Source organism: Methanothermobacter sp. (assembly GCA_030055615.1).
GTDB lineage: Archaea > Methanobacteriota > Methanobacteria > Methanobacteriales > DSM-23052 > Methanothermobacter_A.
Window position 1 is genome coordinate 495,014 of the sequence record JASFYN010000001.1, and the last position, 21,102, is coordinate 516,115.

The 21,102-nt window shown below is 38.8% G+C and carries 22 protein-coding genes and 2 tRNA genes; 16 read left to right on the forward strand and 8 right to left on the reverse strand.

Annotation, left to right across the window (positions count from 1 at the left end):
• Window positions 1–36: 36 nt before the first annotated feature.
• On the reverse strand, window positions 37–1,335 hold the full coding sequence (locus QFX38_02775; GenBank protein MDI9623795.1) for a PIG-L family deacetylase: 1,299 nt from the start codon (window positions 1,333–1,335) through the stop codon (window positions 37–39).
• 318 nt (window positions 1,336–1,653) lie between these two features.
• A complete protein-coding gene (locus QFX38_02780; GenBank protein MDI9623796.1) occupies window positions 1,654–2,559 on the reverse strand; it encodes a DMT family transporter in 906 nt (301 codons plus the stop codon).
• Between the two features lie 82 nt (window positions 2,560–2,641).
• Here QFX38_02780 and truA point away from each other — a divergent pair, with 82 nt between their 5' ends.
• The 6 genes from truA to QFX38_02810 all read left to right on the forward strand — a co-directional run bounded on the left by truA (window position 2,642) and on the right by QFX38_02810 (window position 9,456).
• A complete protein-coding gene (gene truA, locus QFX38_02785) occupies window positions 2,642–3,451 on the forward strand; it encodes a tRNA pseudouridine(38-40) synthase TruA (protein MDI9623797.1) in 810 nt (269 codons plus the stop codon).
• Window positions 3,452–3,519: 68 nt separating this feature from the next.
• A complete protein-coding gene (locus QFX38_02790) occupies window positions 3,520–4,848 on the forward strand; it encodes a DUF460 domain-containing protein (GenBank protein MDI9623798.1) in 1,329 nt (442 codons plus the stop codon).
• 14 nt (window positions 4,849–4,862) lie between these two features.
• The gene (wecB, locus tag QFX38_02795; protein MDI9623799.1) at window positions 4,863–6,167 is read left to right on the forward strand and encodes a UDP-N-acetylglucosamine 2-epimerase (non-hydrolyzing); all 1,305 of its coding nucleotides are present in this window, start codon (window positions 4,863–4,865) and stop codon (window positions 6,165–6,167) included.
• A gap of 9 nt (window positions 6,168–6,176) precedes the next feature.
• Entirely contained in the window at window positions 6,177–7,466 is a 1,290-nt protein-coding gene (locus QFX38_02800) for a nucleotide sugar dehydrogenase (protein ID MDI9623800.1), read from the forward strand.
• Window positions 7,463–8,425 carry an ATP-grasp domain-containing protein gene (locus tag QFX38_02805; protein MDI9623801.1) on the forward strand — a complete coding sequence of 321 codons (963 nt, stop codon included), beginning with the start codon at window positions 7,463–7,465 and terminating at the stop codon, window positions 8,423–8,425. Before QFX38_02800 ends, QFX38_02805 begins: the two co-directional genes overlap by 4 nt.
• A gap of 5 nt (window positions 8,426–8,430) precedes the next feature.
• Window positions 8,431–9,456 carry a hydantoinase/oxoprolinase family protein gene (locus tag QFX38_02810; protein MDI9623802.1) on the forward strand — a complete coding sequence of 342 codons (1,026 nt, stop codon included), beginning with the start codon at window positions 8,431–8,433 and terminating at the stop codon, window positions 9,454–9,456.
• Here the strand turns inward: QFX38_02810 and QFX38_02815 are convergent, their stop codons facing one another.
• Window positions 9,457–9,972, reverse strand: a complete 516-nt coding sequence (locus tag QFX38_02815) for a CDP-2,3-bis-(O-geranylgeranyl)-sn-glycerol synthase (GenBank protein ID MDI9623803.1) — start codon at window positions 9,970–9,972, stop codon at window positions 9,457–9,459. It abuts the gene before it with no gap.
• Window positions 9,973–10,105: 133 nt separating this feature from the next.
• On the opposite strand from QFX38_02815, the gene QFX38_02820 reads away from it, so the two are divergent.
• From QFX38_02820 to QFX38_02845, 6 genes are read left to right on the forward strand one after another with little or no spacing between them, the layout of a single operon-like run.
• Window positions 10,106–11,590, forward strand: coding sequence for a radical SAM protein (locus tag QFX38_02820; GenBank protein ID MDI9623804.1), 1,485 nt, complete (start codon window positions 10,106–10,108; stop codon window positions 11,588–11,590).
• Window positions 11,591–11,598: 8 nt separating this feature from the next.
• A complete protein-coding gene (locus QFX38_02825) occupies window positions 11,599–12,591 on the forward strand; it encodes a beta-ribofuranosylaminobenzene 5'-phosphate synthase (GenBank protein ID MDI9623805.1) in 993 nt (330 codons plus the stop codon).
• Entirely contained in the window at window positions 12,584–13,075 is a 492-nt protein-coding gene (hacB, locus tag QFX38_02830; protein ID MDI9623806.1) for a homoaconitase small subunit, read from the forward strand. The genes QFX38_02825 and hacB overlap by 8 nt, the downstream gene beginning before the upstream one ends.
• 18 nt (window positions 13,076–13,093) lie before the next feature.
• The gene (locus QFX38_02835; GenBank protein MDI9623807.1) at window positions 13,094–13,714 is read left to right on the forward strand and encodes an HVO_0476 family zinc finger protein; all 621 of its coding nucleotides are present in this window, start codon (window positions 13,094–13,096) and stop codon (window positions 13,712–13,714) included.
• Window positions 13,714–14,358, forward strand: coding sequence for a protein-L-isoaspartate O-methyltransferase (locus QFX38_02840; protein ID MDI9623808.1), 645 nt, complete (start codon window positions 13,714–13,716; stop codon window positions 14,356–14,358). Before QFX38_02835 ends, QFX38_02840 begins: the two co-directional genes overlap by 1 nt.
• 57 nt (window positions 14,359–14,415) lie before the next feature.
• Window positions 14,416–15,693, forward strand: coding sequence for a tRNA (N(6)-L-threonylcarbamoyladenosine(37)-C(2))-methylthiotransferase (locus QFX38_02845; GenBank protein ID MDI9623809.1), 1,278 nt, complete (start codon window positions 14,416–14,418; stop codon window positions 15,691–15,693).
• A 9-nt stretch (window positions 15,694–15,702) separates the two neighbouring features.
• Here QFX38_02845 and QFX38_02850 read toward each other — a convergent pair.
• Window positions 15,703–15,775 (reverse strand) — tRNA-Phe (locus QFX38_02850).
• 3 nt (window positions 15,776–15,778) lie between these two features.
• Window positions 15,779–15,850, reverse strand: a tRNA-Val gene (locus QFX38_02855).
• Window positions 15,851–16,502: 652 nt separating this feature from the next.
• On the opposite strand from QFX38_02855, the gene QFX38_02860 reads away from it, so the two are divergent.
• Window positions 16,503–17,081, forward strand: coding sequence for a hypothetical protein (locus QFX38_02860; protein ID MDI9623810.1), 579 nt, complete (start codon window positions 16,503–16,505; stop codon window positions 17,079–17,081).
• On the opposite strand, the gene QFX38_02865 is transcribed toward QFX38_02860, so the two are convergent.
• The 3 genes from QFX38_02865 to hypE are packed head-to-tail and all read right to left on the reverse strand — an operon-like array spanning window position 17,073 to window position 19,086.
• Entirely contained in the window at window positions 17,073–17,675 is a 603-nt protein-coding gene (locus QFX38_02865) for a 5-formyltetrahydrofolate cyclo-ligase (GenBank protein ID MDI9623811.1), read from the reverse strand. The genes QFX38_02860 and QFX38_02865 overlap by 9 nt on opposite strands.
• The gene (locus QFX38_02870; protein ID MDI9623812.1) at window positions 17,672–18,082 is read right to left on the reverse strand and encodes an RDD family protein; all 411 of its coding nucleotides are present in this window, start codon (window positions 18,080–18,082) and stop codon (window positions 17,672–17,674) included. The genes QFX38_02865 and QFX38_02870 overlap by 4 nt, the downstream gene beginning before the upstream one ends.
• Window positions 18,076–19,086: a hydrogenase expression/formation protein HypE gene (hypE, locus tag QFX38_02875; GenBank protein ID MDI9623813.1), complete on the reverse strand. Its 1,011-nt coding sequence runs from the start codon at window positions 19,084–19,086 to the stop codon at window positions 18,076–18,078. The genes QFX38_02870 and hypE overlap by 7 nt, the downstream gene beginning before the upstream one ends.
• A gap of 258 nt (window positions 19,087–19,344) precedes the next feature.
• Here hypE and QFX38_02880 point away from each other — a divergent pair, with 258 nt between their 5' ends.
• The 3 genes from QFX38_02880 to QFX38_02890 are packed head-to-tail and all read left to right on the forward strand — an operon-like array spanning window position 19,345 to window position 21,097.
• Window positions 19,345–19,728, forward strand: a complete 384-nt coding sequence (locus tag QFX38_02880; protein ID MDI9623814.1) for a 30S ribosomal protein S8e — start codon at window positions 19,345–19,347, stop codon at window positions 19,726–19,728.
• A 12-nt stretch (window positions 19,729–19,740) separates the two neighbouring features.
• A complete protein-coding gene (locus tag QFX38_02885; protein ID MDI9623815.1) occupies window positions 19,741–20,403 on the forward strand; it encodes a DNA polymerase domain-containing protein in 663 nt (220 codons plus the stop codon).
• Between the two features lie 13 nt (window positions 20,404–20,416).
• Window positions 20,417–21,097, forward strand: a complete 681-nt coding sequence (locus tag QFX38_02890) for a TIGR02253 family HAD-type hydrolase (GenBank protein ID MDI9623816.1) — start codon at window positions 20,417–20,419, stop codon at window positions 21,095–21,097.
• Window positions 21,098–21,102 lie beyond the last annotated feature (5 nt).

Below are 21,102 nucleotides of genomic sequence, written 5' to 3' on the forward strand. Positions count from 1 at the left end.
TAAAAGGGAACAACTTTATCACGGCTTTATGTTTGGTTATGCAATTTCTATTATTTGCCAGGGAGTTGTGTCTATGCCTTTTTTGGGCTTTATTGCATCTGCGCTTAAGATAACCTTATCGCCCCTTTTAAATATTATGGGGGTTTCTATTATTATACCATTCTGTGTGTTGAAAATGGTAAGATTTGATAATTTCCCATGGTTGATATGATATTTTCCATTTTTAACTTCTATGTCAATATCATTTGTGGTGTTATCTCTAAATATTATTAGAAGATGGAACTCATAGATGTCAGTGGTTGATATTTTGCCTTTTGTTTGTAAAGAAAGGCAAGTACCATTCTCACCGGCTTCAAAACTTATACTTGTAAGATCTATAGAATTATTAGACAGTTCCATTTCAGTTTCTATGGAATTGTCAAATTTTTTCACGTCATTTTCAGGATCTGTGAATATGATGTTTGAATTTCTGGTTACATTTATGGGGCGCTGGACTGAGAATAGTTCGTTTTTCTTTACGAATGATAAAAGATAGTATGAACCCCTTTTTAATTGGGACTTATAAGATTTTATCGCTGAGGCTTTAAGCTCTTCACTTTTTCCCGTTAATCGAAATTCAACCCAATTTTCTGATTTTGAAAGATAAGATGGTGGGGTTAAATAGGAATCCGGAAAATAAAAATGTGGTGTTGGCCATGTGTTTGATGGTGTATGGACAATGTAACCTAAGGTTGTGCAGTTGTAATTGAGTTTTGTCATGGCATATTCTACAAATCCACTTGTTACCCAATGATCCTCGTGTATGTCATTTGAATCTGGATAAATTATTATTGTAGGTTTGAAATCGTATATGACATCTTCTAGTTGTTTGGCTAAACTTTCACCAGTGTATGGGGCATTCAGATTATGTGAAAATTTATTTATGGAATGGGAGATGCCATTAGAATCCACATATGGTTTATCCCAATTTTGGGTTAGGAGATGAATAAGTCCCTGTGGATAGTCAAGGAATGTAATATTATAAACTAATCCTAATTGTTTCATTGCCTTTAGACTTTCAGAGTGCCTTTGCCATGCTAGATTAAAACCTCCATTGGTTATAATAACCACTTTAACTGGTATATTGTGACTGGTGCAATATCTTATAATCCCAGCGGATGAAATGGCTTCATCATCTGGGTGTGGCGCTATTATCATCACCCTGTCAGATTCTTTAATGTAAAGTGGAGGATAACCTATGTTACCGTTTTGAATAGCAAAAATGTACACAAAATCTGAGGTCACTAATATTAATAATAGAGTTCCACTCAATAATATTATTATTTTAAGCTTCATAATTTTTTTTCACCTAGACTATTAACTCAATTAATCAATTAATAAGCTTTTCTGTAGGAAATCAGGAATTGCGGGGTGGGTGGTGGCCATACGAATCATCAGTGAAGATAAGCACAGAACAGTCAATTTCTATGAATCATATCTTGTAATGAGAGCGAGTTTATCCGCATTCTATGTAAAGGATTAGCTTTTTAGATTTTTAAGGGGGAATTGTTTCATCGTTAAATGGCTTAAATTTCTTCTTTCGAATGTTGAAGTTTATTAGAGTGGTGACATGCCTTTGGAGGGTTATTTCCATGAGAGATGGTGAAAATTGTTTTAATCGTAGTATAGTATGAAAATTCCAAAGATCATGATAAAACCAGAAGCAAGTTGAAAAACCCCGAACGGCTCTTTGAGGATTAAAAATGCGAATAACGCTCCAAATAATGAAGATAGTGGGAATAATGAGCCCACTCTTGTTGATCCTATCTGTCTGAGGGCGAAATAAATTAATATGAAGGCAAATCCTATACTAAATATTGAAACAGAAAATAGGAATGGTAACATTTTAAGTGGGAATCTCAGGCTCATGTTAAGGGATAATAAAACAGATGTTAATATTAGACCACCAATGAAACTTTTTATAGCTGATATCCATATGAGATCTCTCTTTTTGCTGAGGAATTTACTTAATACAGTGTCGAGACTCCAAAAAAATGCCGCTCCGATAACGAGGAGATTACCTTTAATATTCTGGGTTAAAATTATATGATGGAATTTCCCATTAGTTGTTATTGACAATGCACCTAGGATTAATAGGAGAATGCCTAAAAGATCCTTCAATTTTAAAGATTCTTTGAATATAATTAAACTCATCAATATTATGAAGAAAACTTCAATATTTAAAAGGAGCGCCGAATTCACGGCGCTGGTTTCGCTAAGACCTTTAAGAAAGAGTAATGGGGCTATGGCAGAACTTGAAACGGCTGTCACAACTAAGATGAGATAATCGGAGGGTTTTATGAACACTTCACCATCCTTTTCACGATTGAGCATATTCAATATAAGATTCTTTAAGGGTGATTGTCTTATCAAAAATAGGAAGATCCCTGCTATAAGATAAGTTAAAGCCCCGATTAAAATGGGGTTCATTTCACTGACCATAATCTTATTAAGGGGTGCTGATAAGCCGAAGAAGATGGTGGCGAAGATTACGCTCACATAACCCCAGAAACGTTTCATTAATTAGCCTCCAAAACTTTGAACATTAACATCATAATGTGTATAAAGTTTATAAAATTTTAGGGTGGGGGTTGATACAAATATGAAGAAAATAGCATTGAAAATAGCATACATAGGCACGCGCTTTTATGGATTCCAAAGGCAGCCGGACCTACCCACGGTTGAAGGAGAGCTTATAAGCGCATTAAAAGAGGCTGGTCTCATTGAGGATCCGAAGGATGCTAGATTCCAAGCTGCTGGCAGAACAGATAAGGGTGTGCATTCACTTGGTAATGTTGTGACATTTTTCACACCATATGATGTCCATGTGAATCAAATTAATGATATTCTGCCACGTGACATTAAAGTATTGGCAAGTGCCTCTGTATACTATGGATTCAAGGTAAGATACCCCATTAGAAGATATTATCGTTATATATTATTTGATGATGATCTTGACTTAGAACTTATGCGTTTAGCGGCTTCCAAATTTGAAGGAACACATGATTTCACGAATTTCTCCAAGAGGATTGAAAGAAACCCTATAAGGAGGATAGAGTCTGTTAAAATCCAAGAAGATGATGATTATTATCTTATCGACGTGGTTGGTGAAAGTTTCTTATGGCAGATGGTTAGGAAAATGGTGAAGGTCATCGCTGATGTTGGAAAAGGGGAAATCGAAGCAGAAAAGGTTGATGAATTACTCAACCCAAAAGAAAGAATCTATATAGAACCAATGCCACCAGAAAACCTTATTTTAATGGGACTCGAATATGGGGTTAAAATCAGATTCAAAGAAGATGAGTATGCAATATCCTCATTCAGATCAATGTTGGAAGAAGAATTCTTAGAATATAAGAGGGCATCTATTGTTAGAAAAGTGATGAGGGATACCCTTATAACCTTCAAATAATATTATAAACAAAAACAATAATGTGAACAACCTTATGTTGGTACTTGTCGGCCAATTTAAAAGAGTAATTGGAGGATGATAAATTAAAAACTAATGGTGTTAAATCTCCCATTATAGTAGGCTTAGACCCTGGTTTAACCGTGGGCATTGCCATTTTAAACCTTAGAGGAGATCTTGTACACATTAATAGTATAAAAGAGGCCTCACATGCAGAGGTTATCATGGAAATTATGGATAAGGGTAAGGCTATTGTAGTCGGTTCTGATGTCCATCCACCACCCAAGATGGTTAAAAAGATTGCAACAACATTGAATTCTAGATTGTATACTCCAGAGAGGATATTTTCTGTGGCTTCGAAGAATGAACTTGTTAACACATTCTTAATGGAGAAAAAGTTGGATATTTCATTAGATGCACATGAAAGGGATGCCCTCGCAGCTGCGATCAAAACATATAGACACTATGAAAACAAGCTAAGACAAGTGGAATCTCGTCTTACACGTTTAGATATTAACGAGAGGGAACTTGATGAAATAAAGGGACTAGTGATCAAAGGTACCCCAATAACTAACGCCATAAAGAAAATCAGAAGACCAAAAGGTGTCGAGAAAATAACAGAAAAACCTGATATCAGAAAAAGACCAAAAGAGGATTTAGATGAATTGTCAGAATTAAAAAAGCGAATTAAATTACAGGAAAGGAAAATTGAACACCAGAAGCTTTTAATAAACAAGATTAAACGACAAAATAGGATATTAAGGAATAAGTTGCGAAGACAAAAAAGAGAAAATCTCAACTTAAAAAAGAAAATTGAAAGATTACATTATGAATACTCAAAGGACATCCTTCTAAATAAAGAATTATCATCAAAGATAAAGCTGATAAAAAAATTACAGGAAAAATATAACAAAGAAAAAAATCTAAGGGAAAACCTAGAGAGGAACATAAATTCACTATTAGAAATGAAGGAGTTCGAAGATAAAGGTGAAAAGCTCCCTGTAAAAATTGTGAAATCATTCACCAAAGAAGGTATAAAAGAAGCTTGTCAACAATGGAAAATAAAAAAGGATGATTTGATCCTCCTATACAATGCCAAGGGTGGAGGCTCCCAAACTGCGAAAATACTCACCAAATTAGCCCCAAGGGCAATAATAACAAGGGAAAACATGTCGCACCAAGCCCTCGGAATATTCGAGGATAAAGAAATCCCAGTAATCTCAGAGGAAAACCTATCACTTGAAATCCGTGAGAATTTCGCCCTAGTCAAGGCCAAAGATCTTGAAAAGGAAATAGAAAAATGGAAGAAAAAAATAATGGAAAAAAGAAGAAAAAAAGAAAAACAAAAACTTTGGAAGATAATAGATGAATACAGGGCTAAAAGGCGGAGAAAACATTAAAGAGAGTGGATTGTATGAAGATCGCTATAGTCATCGGCACCCGCCCAGAAATAATCAAAATGGCACCAGTAGTCGATGAAATCAAAAAAAGGAACATAGAGTTTTCCTTAATACACACGGGCCAACACTATGACCATGAAATGTCAAATCAATTCTTCCAAGACCTTGAACTTCCCAAACCAGATCATAACATAGGAGTGGGTTCTAAAAGCCACGCTAAAATGACAGCAACTGTAATGGAAGGGCTTGAAGACATCCTAAAAGAAGAAAAACCAGACATCGTCATGGTACAGGGGGACACAAATGCTGTACTAGCAGGCGCCCTAGTAGCGTCGAAAATGCACATACCAGTAGGCCATGTAGAAGCGGGTCTAAGATCATTTGACAAGACAATGCCAGAAGAAATAAACAGGATAGTTGCAGACACTTGCACACACCTTTATTACACTCCAACGGAAAAAGCAGCTTTGAACTTATTGTTTGAAGGCGCGGATCCGGAAAATATTATCATAACAGGAAACACTATAGTTGATGCTTGTCTTAGAAACCTTGAAATCGCCAAACGAAAATCCACTATAAGGTTTCCATTTGATAAAATTATCACTCTCACAATGCACAGAGCCGAAAATGTCGATAACAAGGCCAGACTCAAATCCATAACCAAAGCATTATTAGAATTAGATGATTTCACGATAATATTCCCAGTACATCCACGTACACGTAAAAATCTCGAAAAATTTCACCTCTACAAAATTCTAGCCAAAGCTGAACATATAAAATTAGTAAAGCCTTTAGGCTACCTTGATTTCCTCCTACTATTATCAAAGTCATATGCTGTCCTCACAGATTCCGGAGGTTTACAGGAAGAAGCCATAACACTTAACATACCATGTCTAACTCTAAGATACAATACAGAACGTCCAGAGACGGTTGAAGTTGGTGGGAACATACTTGTAGGCGCAGACAGAAAAAGGATAATTAACACTCTCAGATTAATCCAAGATGATCCCAATTTTAGGATGAAAATGATAAATGCCCCCAACCCCTATGGTGATGGTAAAGCCTCCAAGAGAATAATCAACGCAACACTCAATTTTTATAATAAAGGCAGATTAACCATAAGACCACCCGAGAACATACTTTCAAGTATCCAAAGAGAATTGCATTTCATAGAAGAGGATATAACTGTAGAATCTTTGGAAAAAAGAGACAATTGCAAGGTTAGAATAGTCTATGATGGGGTTAAACCAAGATTTCCACATCAGACAATGAACCTTAAAGGAAAACAGGTAATATGTGACATATATAAAATTTTGTGAGGAGATAACATGGATTTAATAGCTGTTTTTGGACTGGGCCATATAGGACTTCCAACCGCCGCACTTTTCGCCAAGGCAGGTTTTGAAGTTATTGGTGTTGATATAAACCCTGATATTGTTAATTCAATCAACCGAGGCATTTCACCCATAATAGAACCTGGATTAGATGAACTTCTCCTTGAAGTTGTTAAAAAAGGAAAACTAAAGGCAACAGACAATGGTGAATATGCTGCCAAAAGAGCCAACATAATGATAATGGTGGTCCCAACACCATTGGGTGCTGATAAGTCATCAGACCTTTCAGCAGTCATATCAGCATCAAAGACGATATCAAAAGGTCTTAAAAAGGGCGATCTTGTAATAGTTGAAAGTACTGTTCCACCCACCGCATGCGAAAGAATCATTTTACCAATACTCGAGCAGAGTGGCTTAAAGGTTTCAGAGGATTTTGGACTTGTATACACACCTGAAAGGGCCTTGCCAAATAATACATTATATGAGATGACACACAATGCCAGGGTTATAGGCGGCATTGACGAGAAGAGCACGGAAAGAGCTGTCAAACTCTATAATAAGATAACAAAAGGCGAAATAGTGAAAGTTAAGGATATAGTAACTGCAGAGATGGTTAAATTGATGGAGAACACCTACCGCGATACCAATATCGCATTAGCGAATGAATTGGCTATCATATGCGAATCACTCGGCATAGATGCCATAGATGCTATAGAAGCTGCGAATTACCACCCAAGGGTAAATCTACACATACCAGGCCCAGGAGTTGGAGGGCACTGTCTTTCTATAGACCCTTACTTTATAGTTGAAATGGCAGAAGCCAGAGGGGTTCCTGCAAGGCTGATTAGAACAGCACGCCAAATAAACGAGGAAATGCCCTACCATGTACTCCAACTCATAAAAGACGCCCTAAATGATACAGGGGTAAGTATCCGAAATTCTAATATAGGAATTCTAGGGGTAGCCTATAAAGGTAATGTGGCTGATACTAGAGAAACACCCTCAAAACCGCTAATAGACGCGCTAATACAAGAAGGAGCCCACGTGGTAGTACATGACCCCTATGTGAAAAAGGAAGTTATAAAAGCCATGGGAGCGGAACCTGTTACATTAGAAGAGGCTCTAAAGTGTGACTGTACAGTTTTAATGACAGACCATGATGAATATCGTAGGATAGAACCTAACATGGTCCGGGGGAGGGTTTTCATCTGCGCAAGGCCCATATTACAACCTGAAAAATTCAAGGAGAAAGGTATAATATTCAAGGGAGTGGGTCGTCCTTGAACCTACTAATATTTGAATATGCGACTGCCACGGGTATCCAGGATCCTAGTATCCTAATAGAGGGCAGATCCATGCTCGAAGCTTTACTCCAAGATTTATGGGAGTTTAAACCATCTTATCTCATATCTGAAAATTTTACTGGTTTGGTTGATTATCCCAATCCTATCATATTACGAGAAGATCTTTATTCATGGATTAAGGAAAATGCAAGTGAATTTGATGCGGCTCTTTTCATAGCACCTGAAGAAAACATGGAATTATATAAGTTAACTCGTTTATTGGAATCAGAGGGCGTCCAGATTATGGGCTCGGCCTCTGAAGCCGTTCTTATATGTTCTGATAAGCGTGAAACCTATAATGCACTTAAAGGTAAAGTACCTCTCATAGAAACATATGATAATGTCAATTTTACGGGGAAAATAGTGGTTAAACCTATCGATGGAGTTGCATGTCAAGGTATAAAAATTATAGAATCAAGTGAAGAGCTTGAAGAGGTAATAAAATCAACAGATTCTAGGATGATAATACAAAAATTTGTAGAGGGTGAACCTGTAAGTGTCAGCATATTATCCAATGGGGAAACGGCACTCCCATTATCATTGAATAGACAAAATATAGAATATAATGATGGTATATTGGAATATAGGGGGGGTGTCACACCATTTGAGCATGAAATGGCTGCTGATGCATTATTAGTAGCTAAAAGGGCTGTTGAATCTATAGATGGGCTCAGAGGATATGTTGGTGTTGACTTAATACTATCAGATAAGATTTATGTAGTTGAATTAAATTCTAGAATAACTACACCATACATCGCCCTCCGAAAACTCATTAATATAAACCTTGGAAAGGCTATTATAGCGGCGGTTAATGGTAAAATACCCAAGAAATGGAGTATAAATGGGGTTGCTGAATTTAAAAAGGGTAAAGATTCTATGATAATAGATATCATAGGTTGATTTGTATGAAAGTTGTGGGCATTGATATAGGTGGCGCGAACACAGACATAGCAATAATAGAAGTAGAAAGTGGTGAGCTAAAGGACATAAAAGTAAATTCCAGATACCTCCCCATGTGGCTTAAGAAAAACGAACTCCAGGAAACGCTAAGAGGACTCTTAGGTAGGGAAATGGAGGGAATAGATGGTGTTGGGGTTACAATGACAGCAGAACTTGCAGACGTGTACAAGGATAAAGAAGAAGGCGTGAAGGATATAATAGGGAGGGTTGAAGAAGTTTTCAACGTCCCGGTGGCATATGTTAGTTTATCAGGGATGCTAGATGCAGATACCGCCCTAAAAAACCCATTGGAAGTGGCGGCTGCTAATTGGATTGCAACATCCCAGTTAGCCGCCGCCATAAGCGAAAATTGTATAATGGTAGATGTCGGAAGCACAACCACGGATATAATCCCAATAAAAGATGGTAGGGAATGCGCAAAAGGAAGATCCGATCTAGAAAGGCTATCAACAGGAGAACTCGTATACACTGGAGTGCTAAGGAATAACCTCGCAACCATCGTAGATAAGGTCCCATTACATGGCAGATGGTATAGGGTTTCATCCGAGTTATTTGCCATAACCGCTGACATCCATCTAGTACTTGGCAACATAGACTACAAAGATTATACTTGTGACACGCCAGATGGAGCCGCTAAGACAATAAGAGATTCCATGAGACGGATAGCAAGGTTACTCTGTGCCGACCTTAAACTTCTAAACCAGCAGGACATAAGGGAGATAGCGGCATACATCTACCATCAACAAATATTGAAGATAGCCGAGGCCATCAGAGAAGTTTCAGATAGGGAAAAATTAGATAGGATAGTTACAACAGGACTTGGCATGAACATCCTCGGAAGAAAAGCGGCAGAAATTCTAGAAATGGAATGTAGGAGTATGGATGAATTTTTACATCCTCGAGCTTGTATAGTTGCACCTGCAATAGGATCGGCCATTATGATGGGAGATCACCTCACAAAAAAACAATGATTAGTACCATACATCTTTCACACCAATCAGATAGGCTATAATATTAGCTGAAAGGTGTAATATTACAGTTATTATTAGTATCATGAATATCATTTCCCAACTAAAATTGACAATAATGGATGCAAAGAGCATGGCGCCCACAGCAAAATCTAATTGATCCAGGATCGGGGCAGGCCGTCCCCTTTCTATATTAAAGCGCCTCTTCACGAAACTCCCACACGCATCACCAACAACCGCTCCGAGCGCCAAGAGAAAACCTAATAGGACACCATAGGGTACGTTATCCACTAGGGTGCCCTGTATCATCCCAGTTAGTGTTCCTAGTAGCGTTCCTATTATACTCCCCCGCCATGTAACCCCATCACCTATCAACCGCCTTTTATCAATGAACTGATATCCAAGATCAAGGGGCGGGCCCCCTCCAAAAATAAGGGCACTTACATTTGCTATATAAGCTGGCAGCATAAAGTATATTACATAGACAATACCTAAGATATTGATAGCATCAATTTCCATTGTAGTCACCAACATCCCTATTAGAAGTGGATTTCATAAATCAAGGGGATTGATGTATATAAACTTTAATGCCCTTATTAAAATTTTACTGGAATAAAATAGTTTCATGAAAAAATCATGTTTAGGTGGGAGTGTGGTTATCAAAAAAACCAACAGCCTCTGTCCAGTATGTCTTAAGAAGATCAAGGCAGAGGTGCTAGAAGGAAGTGAAAAGGTTATAATAAAAAAAGAATGCCCAGATCATGGTATTTTCGAAAATGTTTACTGGAGTGATAAAAAAGCATATGAGAGATTCTCTAGTTACGATTACAAGGGTGAAGGTATCTTAAATCCTCACACAGAAACGGATAAAGGATGCCCCTTTGATTGTGGGATTTGTCCACAGCACGAGAGTCACACAATCCTTGGTCTTATTGATGTTACCAATCGTTGCAATTTAAATTGTCCCATCTGTTTTGCAAATGCTGCTGTTTCAAAATATCTCTATGAACCATCCTATGAGGAAATAAGGCAAATGTTGCGCAATCTTAGAGATAATAGGCCAGTTCCAACCCCTGCAATCCAATATGCTGGGGGCGAACCCACAGTTAGGAAGGATATAGTGGATCTTGTCAAGCTCGCCAAGGACGAAGGCTTCACCCACGTTCAAATAGCTACAAATGGTGTTAAATTAGCCACGAAACCTGAACTTGCAAGGGAACTGAGAGAAGCTGGGTTAAACACAGTCTACTTACAATTTGATGGCGTTACGGAGGAGCCATACTTCAAGTCCAGGGGTAGAAACCTTTTACCCCTTAAATTAAAGGCTATAGAGAATTGTAGGAAGGTTGGTCTGGGCATAGTACTTGTACCGACACTCGTAAAGGGCATAAATGATCATCAGGTAGGAGATATCATAAAATTCGCGGTAAAAAACATTGACATAATAAGGGGTGTCAATTTCCAACCAGTATCATTCACTGGCAGAACACCAGCAGATAAAGTTGAAGAACAGAGGATAACAATACCAGATTTCCAGAGGCTAGTTGAAGAACAGACAAATGGCCAGATAAGAATAGAAGATTTCTATCCAGCATCTTCTGTCTGTCCCATATCAGATTTCGTAGCTGCATTAGAAGGCGAACCACAGGTCACATTCACTTGCCATCCACATTGTGGGACCGCGACATATGTTTTTGTAGAGAACACTCACGTAATACCTATAACACGTTTCATTGACGTGGACAGATTCTTCAATATACTTGAGAAGGACGTCCAGGACATTGAAGAGGGTGGTATAACCGGGAAGGCAAAGGCAATTGCAAGATCTGCAATAGAGCTTCCCAAGCTCCTTGATTCTTCAAAGGCCCCTAAGTCTGTGGATATAAAAAATATATTAATTTCAATATTTAAAGAGAGATCCTATAGGGCTCTTGGAGAATTCCATAAAAGGACATTACTAATATCTTGTATGCATTTCATGGACCCATGGAATTTTGATATCGACAGGGTTAGAAGGTGCGTAATCCATTATGCAATACCTGATGGGCGTATAATACCATTCTGTACCATGAATTCCATTTACAGGGAAGCTGTTGAAAGAAAATTTGCCAGGCCATTTAAGGAAAAATCTGCTTAAAGTGAGATATGATGAATGGTAGGATTATAACATCCTCGCGGTTGCACTTAACCTTAATAGATCTCAACGGTGAAAGAGGTCGCCTTGATGGCGGGGTTGGTATCACACTCAAAGATCCCAACCTTATTATAAAAGTCAAGCCCAATGGAGAACTTAAAATAGAATTTGAAGAGAAGAACCTTGAAGGGAATCTCATAAGAGAATATTCAGCAAAGATAGAGGAAGCAGCTAAAAGGACACTAAGTTACCTTAAAAGCGGTGAAGGATTCGATTTCATCATAGAAAAGACTTTCCCAGTCCATTCAGGCCTTGGATCCGGGACTCAGGTTTCCCTCGCCACCGCAAAGCTTATAACAGGTTTTCATGGGACTGAAATGGACTCGTGGGAGCTTGCGAGGATAGTTGGCAGGGGTGGGACGTCTGGGATAGGCGTGGCCTCATTTGAATATGGTGGTTTCATAGTTGACGGAGGACATAGTAAAAAAGAAAAGACTGACTTTTTACCATCATCGGCATCCAAGGCATCACCGCCACCTGTAATAGCCAGATACGATTTCCCAGAGGATTGGAATATTATAGTGGCCATTCCAAGGATTGACAGACAAGTATCTGGAAGGAAGGAAGTTAACATATTCCAGGAATATTGTCCCATACCCCTAGAAGAGGTTGAAAGATTATCCCATATAATCCTGATGAAGATGATGCCATCAGTCCTAGAAGAGGACATTGAATCATTCGGAGAAGCAATAAACGAAATCCAGAGGATAGGATTTAAGAAAGTTGAAAGAAAACTTCAACATCCAATCATAGACAAGGTAATAGATAGCATGTTATCAACTGGCGCTGTAGGGGCGGGTATGAGCTCATTCGGACCAGCAGTCTATGGAATCACTGACACAAATCCAAAAGATGTTCTAAGAGCGGCTGAGGAAGCCATGGGTGAGATGGGGGGCTTAGCCCTTATAACAAATGCTAGAAATAGTGGGGCTAAATATGAATAAGATAATACAAGGAAGAGTTTGGAAGTTCCCAGATAATATAGACACTGATGTTATAATCCCTGGAAGATACCTTAGAACATTCAATTTAAATGAACTTGCAAGCCACATCATGGAGGGTATAAGACCGGATTTCCCAAGTAAAGTAAAAAAAGGGGACATAATTTTGGCAGGTAAAAATTTTGGATGCGGTTCATCAAGAGAACAGGCCCCACGCGCCCTTAAACATGCAGGCATATCAGCGATAATAGCAAAATCATTCGCAAGGATATTCTACCGAAACTCTATTAATATAGGACTGCCAGTTATAGTAGCTGATATAAAAGCCGATGAAGGTGACATCCTCAAAATAGACCTAGAGAGGGGTATTATAGAAAATAAGACTACTATGGAAACATTCAAGATAAAACCGTTCAATGATTTTATCCTGGAAATACTAGAAGATGGCGGGCTCGTGGAACACTACCTAAAAAAGGTAGGCCATTAATCAATGAGGTAATCTGAGATGAGATGTCCCATATGTGGCTCGGAATCCCTCAAAGTATTGAAAAGTAAAACTGAATCCGATTCGAAATATAAGAAGATTAAGAGACTAATTCTAGAATGTGAAGATTGTGGGACAATATTCAAAGAAAATCTAGTTATTTCCAAGCCACTCGAGTACCCAGTGATCATAAGCCAATATGAAAAATCATGGAAGGACAAGGTCAAATTATACTCTGATGAAGAAATCGCGGTAGGAGACACTCTAAGCATAAGTGGAAGGCTCGTAGAGATAACATCTTTGGAACTGAAAAATGGTAAAAGAGTTGACAAGTGCAAGGCATTAGACTTGGCCACAATATGGGCCATACCATTGGATGCTCCAGCAAGAGTAGGAGTTTCTATAGACTTACATGGAAAGGTATTTTCAAGGAAACTCGAACTAGACAGGAATTTCACATTTAGGGTTGGTGACATATTCAAACTCGAAAATCATATCTTTCAAGTGAAATCTATAAAAACAACTGACAGACTCATCAAAAGGGGTGCTGCGCCAGCCCATAAGATCAAGAGAGTCTACGGGTCACCCACCAGGGGAAAATACAAGTTCGACCTTTCTGAAAATATCATATCGGGATCTTAATGTTAGAAGAACGCAAAAGAATGGTTGAAGACCTCGTGGCCAGAAATTATATAAAAACCGAGAAAGTGAAAAAGGCCATGGAGAAGGTTCCAAGGGAAAAGTTCGTACCCCCAGAGCATAGGATGAGTGCTTACCTTGACCAGCCACTACCAATAGGGGAGGGACAGACAATATCAGCCCCCCACATGGTTGCAATGATGTGTGAAGTCCTAGACCTTGAAAGGGGGATGAAGGTGTTGGAGGTAGGTACAGGATGCGGGTATCATGCAGCGGTCGTCGCGGAGATAATCGGGGAAGAGGGAAAACTCTACACCATAGAACGTATAGAATCATTATATAAACGGGCTAAAGAGAAATTGAAAGATTATAGGCAAGTTAAAGTTATCCATGCTGATGGCACGGAAGGCTGGGAGGAGGCAGCACCATATGATAGGATCTATGTAACCGCAGCAGCCCCAGATGTGCCAGAGCCCCTCAAAAGGCAATTAAAGGTTGGAGGGAAACTCTTAGTACCGGTTGGACGTGACAGATTTTACCAGGATCTTCTACTAGTGGAAAAATTATCAGAAGACAATTTCAAGACCAAAAACCTTGGTGGAGTAGCATTCGTACCTTTAATAGGTAAATATGGATGGCGATTTTAAAAATTTTTTTATAAAGAAAAAGATATAAGATAATAACTATTTTTTTGGAGATCAATTATGAGAGCATACATTGAAACATTCGGATGCACTTTTAACAAAGGCGACTCAGAAATAATGGCAGGAATACTCTCAAAAAAAGGCATAAGGTTAGTGAACACTATCAAAGATGCTGATCTCATCATAATAAATACATGCTATGTTAAACATCCAACTGAACATAAGGTCATAAACCGGATAAAAAAAGTCCGAGAACTTTATCCTTCCAAACCATTAATAGTAGCCGGGTGCATGGTGGAGATAGACCCTGAAAAACTCGAGAAGATAGCACCAAGGGCCAGTTGGATAGGACCACATAAAATCCATAGAATATATAAAGTGGTCAAAGGGGCGATAAGAGGTGAAAGAATAAAAGAGACGGGATCATATCCTATAAGGAAAGTTGAGATGCCCCGGATAAGATTCAACCCCCACATACACATAATACAGTTATGTGAAGGATGTCTTGGAGAATGTAGTTATTGTTGCACCCGTTTCGCCAGGGGTAGACTCCAAAGTTACCCTATGGAGGCCGTTAAAAGGGAGGCAGAAAGGGCGATAATAGAGGGTTGTAGGGAACTGCAATTAACAGCCCAGGATACGGCTGCCTATGGTAGGGATATTGGTGAAAGTTTACCAGAACTCCTCAATGAGATAAGTTCCATAGAGGATGATTTCAGGATAAGAGTAGGTATGATGCACCCTTTAAACGTGCTTGACATATTAGAGGATCTCATAGATGCATTCAAATCGGATAAAGTCTACAAGTTCTTACATTTACCAGTTCAAAGCGGAAACAATAGGGTATTGGAGGATATGGGGAGAGGATACACAGTAGAAGATTTCAAGTATATAGTGGAAAGTTTCAGAGAAGAAATACCCGAAATGTCCATTGCAACCGATATAATAGTAGGATATCCAACAGAAGATGAAAAAGCATTCCAAGACACTTGCAAACTTTTAAAAGAGATAAAACCAAACTTCATTCACCTATCAAAGTATAAGCATAGACCGAGAGCACTATCATCTTCACTCAAAGAACTAGACTTTGAAGTTGTTAAAAGGCGCTCAAGAATAATAGAAAAGATAAAATCAGAGATAACAATAGAAGATAATATGAAATTAGTTGGAACATCCCAGAAAATACTAATAGTCGAGAAAGGCCGGAAAGGAGGTTTCATAGGGAGAACCAATTCTTATATACCTGTTATAACAGAAAAAGCCGAACCAGGATCTTTCATAGAAGTTAAGATTAATGGAGCGACAAACACTTATCTTACAGCAACCCCAATAGAATAATCTTTCTGATGCCGTGGGCCGGACTTGAACCGGCGACATCCAGATCTTCAGTCTGGCGTTCTCCCAACTGAACTACCACGGCATATGGGCCGGACGAGATTCGAACTCGCGACCACCTCCGTGTCAGGGAGGTATCCTACCCCTAGACCACCGGCCCCCAATCCAAGATTGGGCTTCCCAGCCCAAATTTTCTTATAATTCTCATTAGAGAGTGCTCATGCCACTGAAAGGTTACACTCCTAGGGATTATTCGAATTTTTATACCATAACCTGAGCCCGGATCCCTTGTATTTATCACATATACCCCTTTGGAATATTTAAATTTTTCCCACTATCTCCTCTTCCTTTTAATTTGGAGGGTCTAAGGAAGTGGGAAGTTTTAATATTAATCATCTAATAAGTGTGATTCTAGTAAAGTTTATTAAATAGTATTTTTATACTGGGTAAACACTTGAGTTCAACTTTTTTTTGGTGGTTGTTTATAATGGGATATGAGATTATAGTCCCCTCAGTGTTGGTTATAGTATTGTATATAATCACTTATGGTCTTTATAAGATGGGCTTAGTTAATAGAAAGTGGCATGTAAATTTTTGGAATCTTATAATATTTATGGTATTTATAATTTCTGGTATTGGGGGTTTCATCCTTTTATTCATGCTAGAGTATGGTTTGAAAGCCCCTTTTAATCATCAATTGCTTTATTGGCATGTTGAGGCGGGCGTAGGCCTTGTGATCATAACCATATTCCATTTCCATTATTACAAAGGTAGTTTTTATAGGATATTTGGGGTGCGTTGAGTTGGGTTTAATGGAAAAAATCATCAAAAAATTAATATTATTGCTCCCAGCTATCGGAAGTTTATTATCAGTTGACGGATCCTGCGCTGCTTCTTGTCCATATGGGCTTGTAAATGATCCTTATCCTGGTCAGTGCCCACGTTATACTGATTTGAATGGTGATGGGTTCTGTGACTTTTCACAAACATCAGCTTCCATAGCAACAAATACTGGGGCCGATGAGATTCATCAAGAGAATGCCACAACTCATAATATGGAAGATATAAATGTTGATGGGGTGAATTATCATATTATACCTCTTACAATGATTATTATAGGGTTATATCTTCTCACTTTTCATCTTTTTAAAAAAGGGTACATTAAACGGTCAAAGTATAGAAGATTATGGAACTTGCTTTTAACATTTGGTTATATTGGGACTGGATTTACAGGTTTCTTGTTGGTTTTCTTCATAAAATTAGGTATCAGAACAGCTTTGAATCAACCTTTAACATATTGGCATGCTGAAATGTCAATCCTCATGGTAGTTGCGACAATTTTACATATACACATTTACCGGAAACCTTTCAAGTCGATATTCTCATTTTAGTCTTATAACACGTTTCGGTGTTACTATCATGTTTATTTTTTCATCATGCGGTTCCACAGGTACTTTTTTGATGATCTGGGTTTCATCCACTGTTGTTACAATGGGTGTTTGCTCTGTTATGGCACCCTGGTATTTGAGCTCTTTTATTTCGCGATCCCCATAACCTCCACCTTTACCCAGTCTGTTACCATTCATGTCAACGGCTACAGACCCTTCAACTACAAGATCGATTTTGGGGAAAACTTTTATGGGTGATCCTAACCTGTAAGCTCCTCTTATAGTGGAAGCGAATCTTTCACATCCTCTTGCATCATTTGCTCTAATATAAAGGTATCCTTTTTTGAGTCGTGGTGTGGGCATTATAAGGTCTTTACCATGGTATAAGGCTAGTTCTCTTACTGGCCGCTGTGCGGAATCTGGACTCGAAAATATCCTCTTGGAATTTTTCCATTCTATTGTCTTTGAAAGGCGTAGTGCAGCGGCAATTGAACCCTTGAAGTCTGGTATTTTACCATAGTCTCCTTTGGGTCTTCGGGAAATGCCAAGTTTATGTAGGCGATCCCATACTATTTTTCTGATTTCTCCTTTTTTCATTGATTTCCCGTTATAACCTTTGTACCGGCTATTTTATCAAATAATCTTAGTTCTTTGTTGTATCCTAGGATAACGTCTAATATTAATGGGAACCAGCAAATTTTGGGGAGATTCCTTATTATAACCTGTTTGTATTTTAATTCCCCTTCTTTGGAGACCACTTTTAGCCTCTGGTTTAATTTACCAATAGTTCCACCATGATATTCAAAGTAACTAAAATATGAGATCGTCAAGATAACTAAAAGAATTGGCCAATAATTATAAAGGAAAAATGAGTCCGTGAAGACAATAAAAGGATAAAATAATAAGGTTAATGCCCATATCATCAAATTGACCACTAGAAAATCTATGATAAAAGCGAAAAGTCTTCTTTTTATGATTTCTTCCATTTTAACCAACCTTAACATACTCTTGGCACCGGATCTGCTATAGGCGCCTCGATTATCCGCCTACCCCCAAGTGAGGTTTCGAGTATTACATGTTTGTCCTCTGTCACCTCACCTATTATCTGTGCTTCAGTACCATATCTCGTCTTCCGGATTGCCTTGAGTATTTTGTCTGCAAGTTCTGCTTCAACGCCCATAACGATTTTACCCTCATTCGCGACCTCATATGGGTCTATGCCAAGCATCTCAGAAACGGCCCTCACTTCCTCTTTGATGGGTATTTTATCTTCTTCTATTAGCATGCCAACACCAGATTTTTCTGCTAACTCATTAAGGGCATTTGCAAGACCTCCACGGGTGGGATCCTTCATGGCCTTCACACCCCCTATCTCCAATGCGGCCTCCACGATCTCCCAGAGTGGGGCTACATCAGATTTAAGGCTTGTTTCGAAGCCGAATCCTTCCCGGTAGGCCATTAATGCTATCCCATGGTCTCCTATGCTTCCTGTTAGGATGATCTTGTCCCCGACCTCGAGCCCGTTATCCCTTATTATTTTGCCCTTTTCTGCTATTCCTATGCCTGTTGTTGTTATTACCATCTTGTCAAGTTTTCCTTGTTCCATCACCTTGGTGTCACCTGTTATTATTGAAGTTCCGGTTTCCTGGGATATTTGGTCCATGGATTTTATGATTCGCTCTAATTCCTCTGAATTGAAGCCTTCACTTATTATCATGGCATTTGCAATGGCAAGGGGCTTGGCACCCATTACTGATATGTCATTTATTGTACCTGAAATTGCAAGTTTTCCGATATCTCCTCCTGGGAAGAACAGTGGATCGATAGTGTGACCATCAGTACTTATAACTATTTCATAGCCATCTAATGGTATGCTGGCAGCATCATCCAAGTCATCTAATCCAACACCACCATTAACACTCTTTTTCTGGATGTTGGAGAGGATTATCTCTGATATGAGATTTTGCATCATTTCTCCGCCTGCACCATGTGACATGCTGATCTTCATAACTTCACCTTTTATTACCTTATCATTATAGTATTATAGGAGAGTATAAAAATTGTTTCCCCCCAGGGAACATTTCTCAAATTTGGAGTTCATCACCTAGGATCTTTGTGGATCCGAAAAATTTATATAATTAGGCGTTAATTAGTAGATGATATAACTTTTTCTCTGGAGAACCCTCCAGAGGGGTGATTGATAGTATCATCTGACTTAAATTATATCATCTAATTCTAAATATAATATATTTTGAGGTGATGTTAAATGGCGATATGGCAAGGTAGGTCCAAGAGAAAACCAACAGGTGGAAGGTTGAAAAAGAGTAGAGGCAAAAGGAAATATGAACTTGGAAGGGAAGCCGCGGAGACAAGAATCGGTGAAAGGAAGATGAGGATAATAAGGACAATGGGGGGTAACAGGAAGTTTAGGCTTGTAACAGACACCCATATAAATGTGGTTGACCCTGACACCAATAAGGTGGAAGTTGCAGAAATACTGAATGTGGTAGAGAATAAGGCCAACCCTCACTTCGTAAGGAGGAATATCATAACAAAGGGTGCAATCGTAGAGACGAGCAAAGGCCTTGCTAGGGTAACTTCAAGACCTGGCCAACATGGCATACTCAATGGCATATTAATCAAAAAATGATGGTGTATAAATTTGGTTGATAACCTGAAAAAGGAGATAATTTCCCAAGTTGAGAAATTCTTAGATTACATCAATAATAAGCTCCCAGAGGGGATGGAACTCGAATATGAGGGATTCTACCGGAGGGGTTTCTTCGTAACCAAGAAGAGATATGCTCTAATCGAGGATAATACTATCATAGTCAAGGGCCTTGAACTAGTAAGGAGGGACTGGGCGCCAATAGCCAAGAAGACACAGCAGATGGTTCTCCGGGCAATACTAGAGGAAGGATCACCCAGAAAGGCTAAAGATATTATAAGGAGGGTTATAAGGGATATTAAAGAGGGTAACGTGCGAGTCGAGGACCTTATCATACATACACAGATTACCAAGAACCTTGACGAATATAAGCAAGTAGGCCCCCATATAGTGGCAGCTAGAAGATCACTTAAAAAGGGTAGGCGGATTGAAAGAGGATCCATAATCCGCTACATTATAGTGAAAGGGAAAGAACCAATTAGTCAAAGGGCGGTTCCGGCTGAAGATTTCAAGGGGGAGTATGACCCTGATTATTATATAGAGAATCAGGTTCTAGCTGCTGTATCCCGTATAATAACTTCACTTGGATACTCAACGGATGATCTTCTCATGTTGGCGAAGGGTGAAAGACAGAGTAGCCTAGACGCATTCCTTTAGGGGGGTGGATTTCATGTTAAAAGCCGTGTACTTCGATATTGATGATACGCTATATGACACGTCAAGTTTTGCGATGTTAGCCAGAAAAGCTGCTTTAAGTGTCATGATCGAGGCTGGATTGCCCCTCACACAAGAGGAGGCTTATCCTCTCCTTAGGGAGATCATAGATGAAAAGGGATCAAATTATGGTAAACATTTTAACGTGCTTACGAAGAGGGTTTTCGGCGAAGAAAACCCCCTACTGATAGCCTTGGGCGTGATAACATACCACAATGTTAAATTCGCCCTTTTGAGGCCATTTCCACAAACAATACCAACTTTGATATATCTTAAAGGTAAAGGTTATCATCTTGGGGTGATATCTAATGGTCTCACCATAAAACAATGGGAGAAGCTGATAAGACTTGGAATACACCACTTCTTTGATGATGTTGTCACTTCAGAGGAGGTAGGAGTCGAAAAACCAGATCAAGGAATATTTAAGGAAGCTCTCAATAGGATGGGTTGTAAGCCTGAAGATTCTGTCATGGTGGGGGATAAGTTTAAGGAGGATATACTCGGTGCACTTAATGCTGGTATGTCGGCAATACTTGTCAACTCCAAGTTAAAAGATGATGAGAAGGATTATATAAAAAGGGAGAAACTTGATATTGAGATAATATCCAATATAGGGGAGCTTAGAGATATCCTATAGGTGGT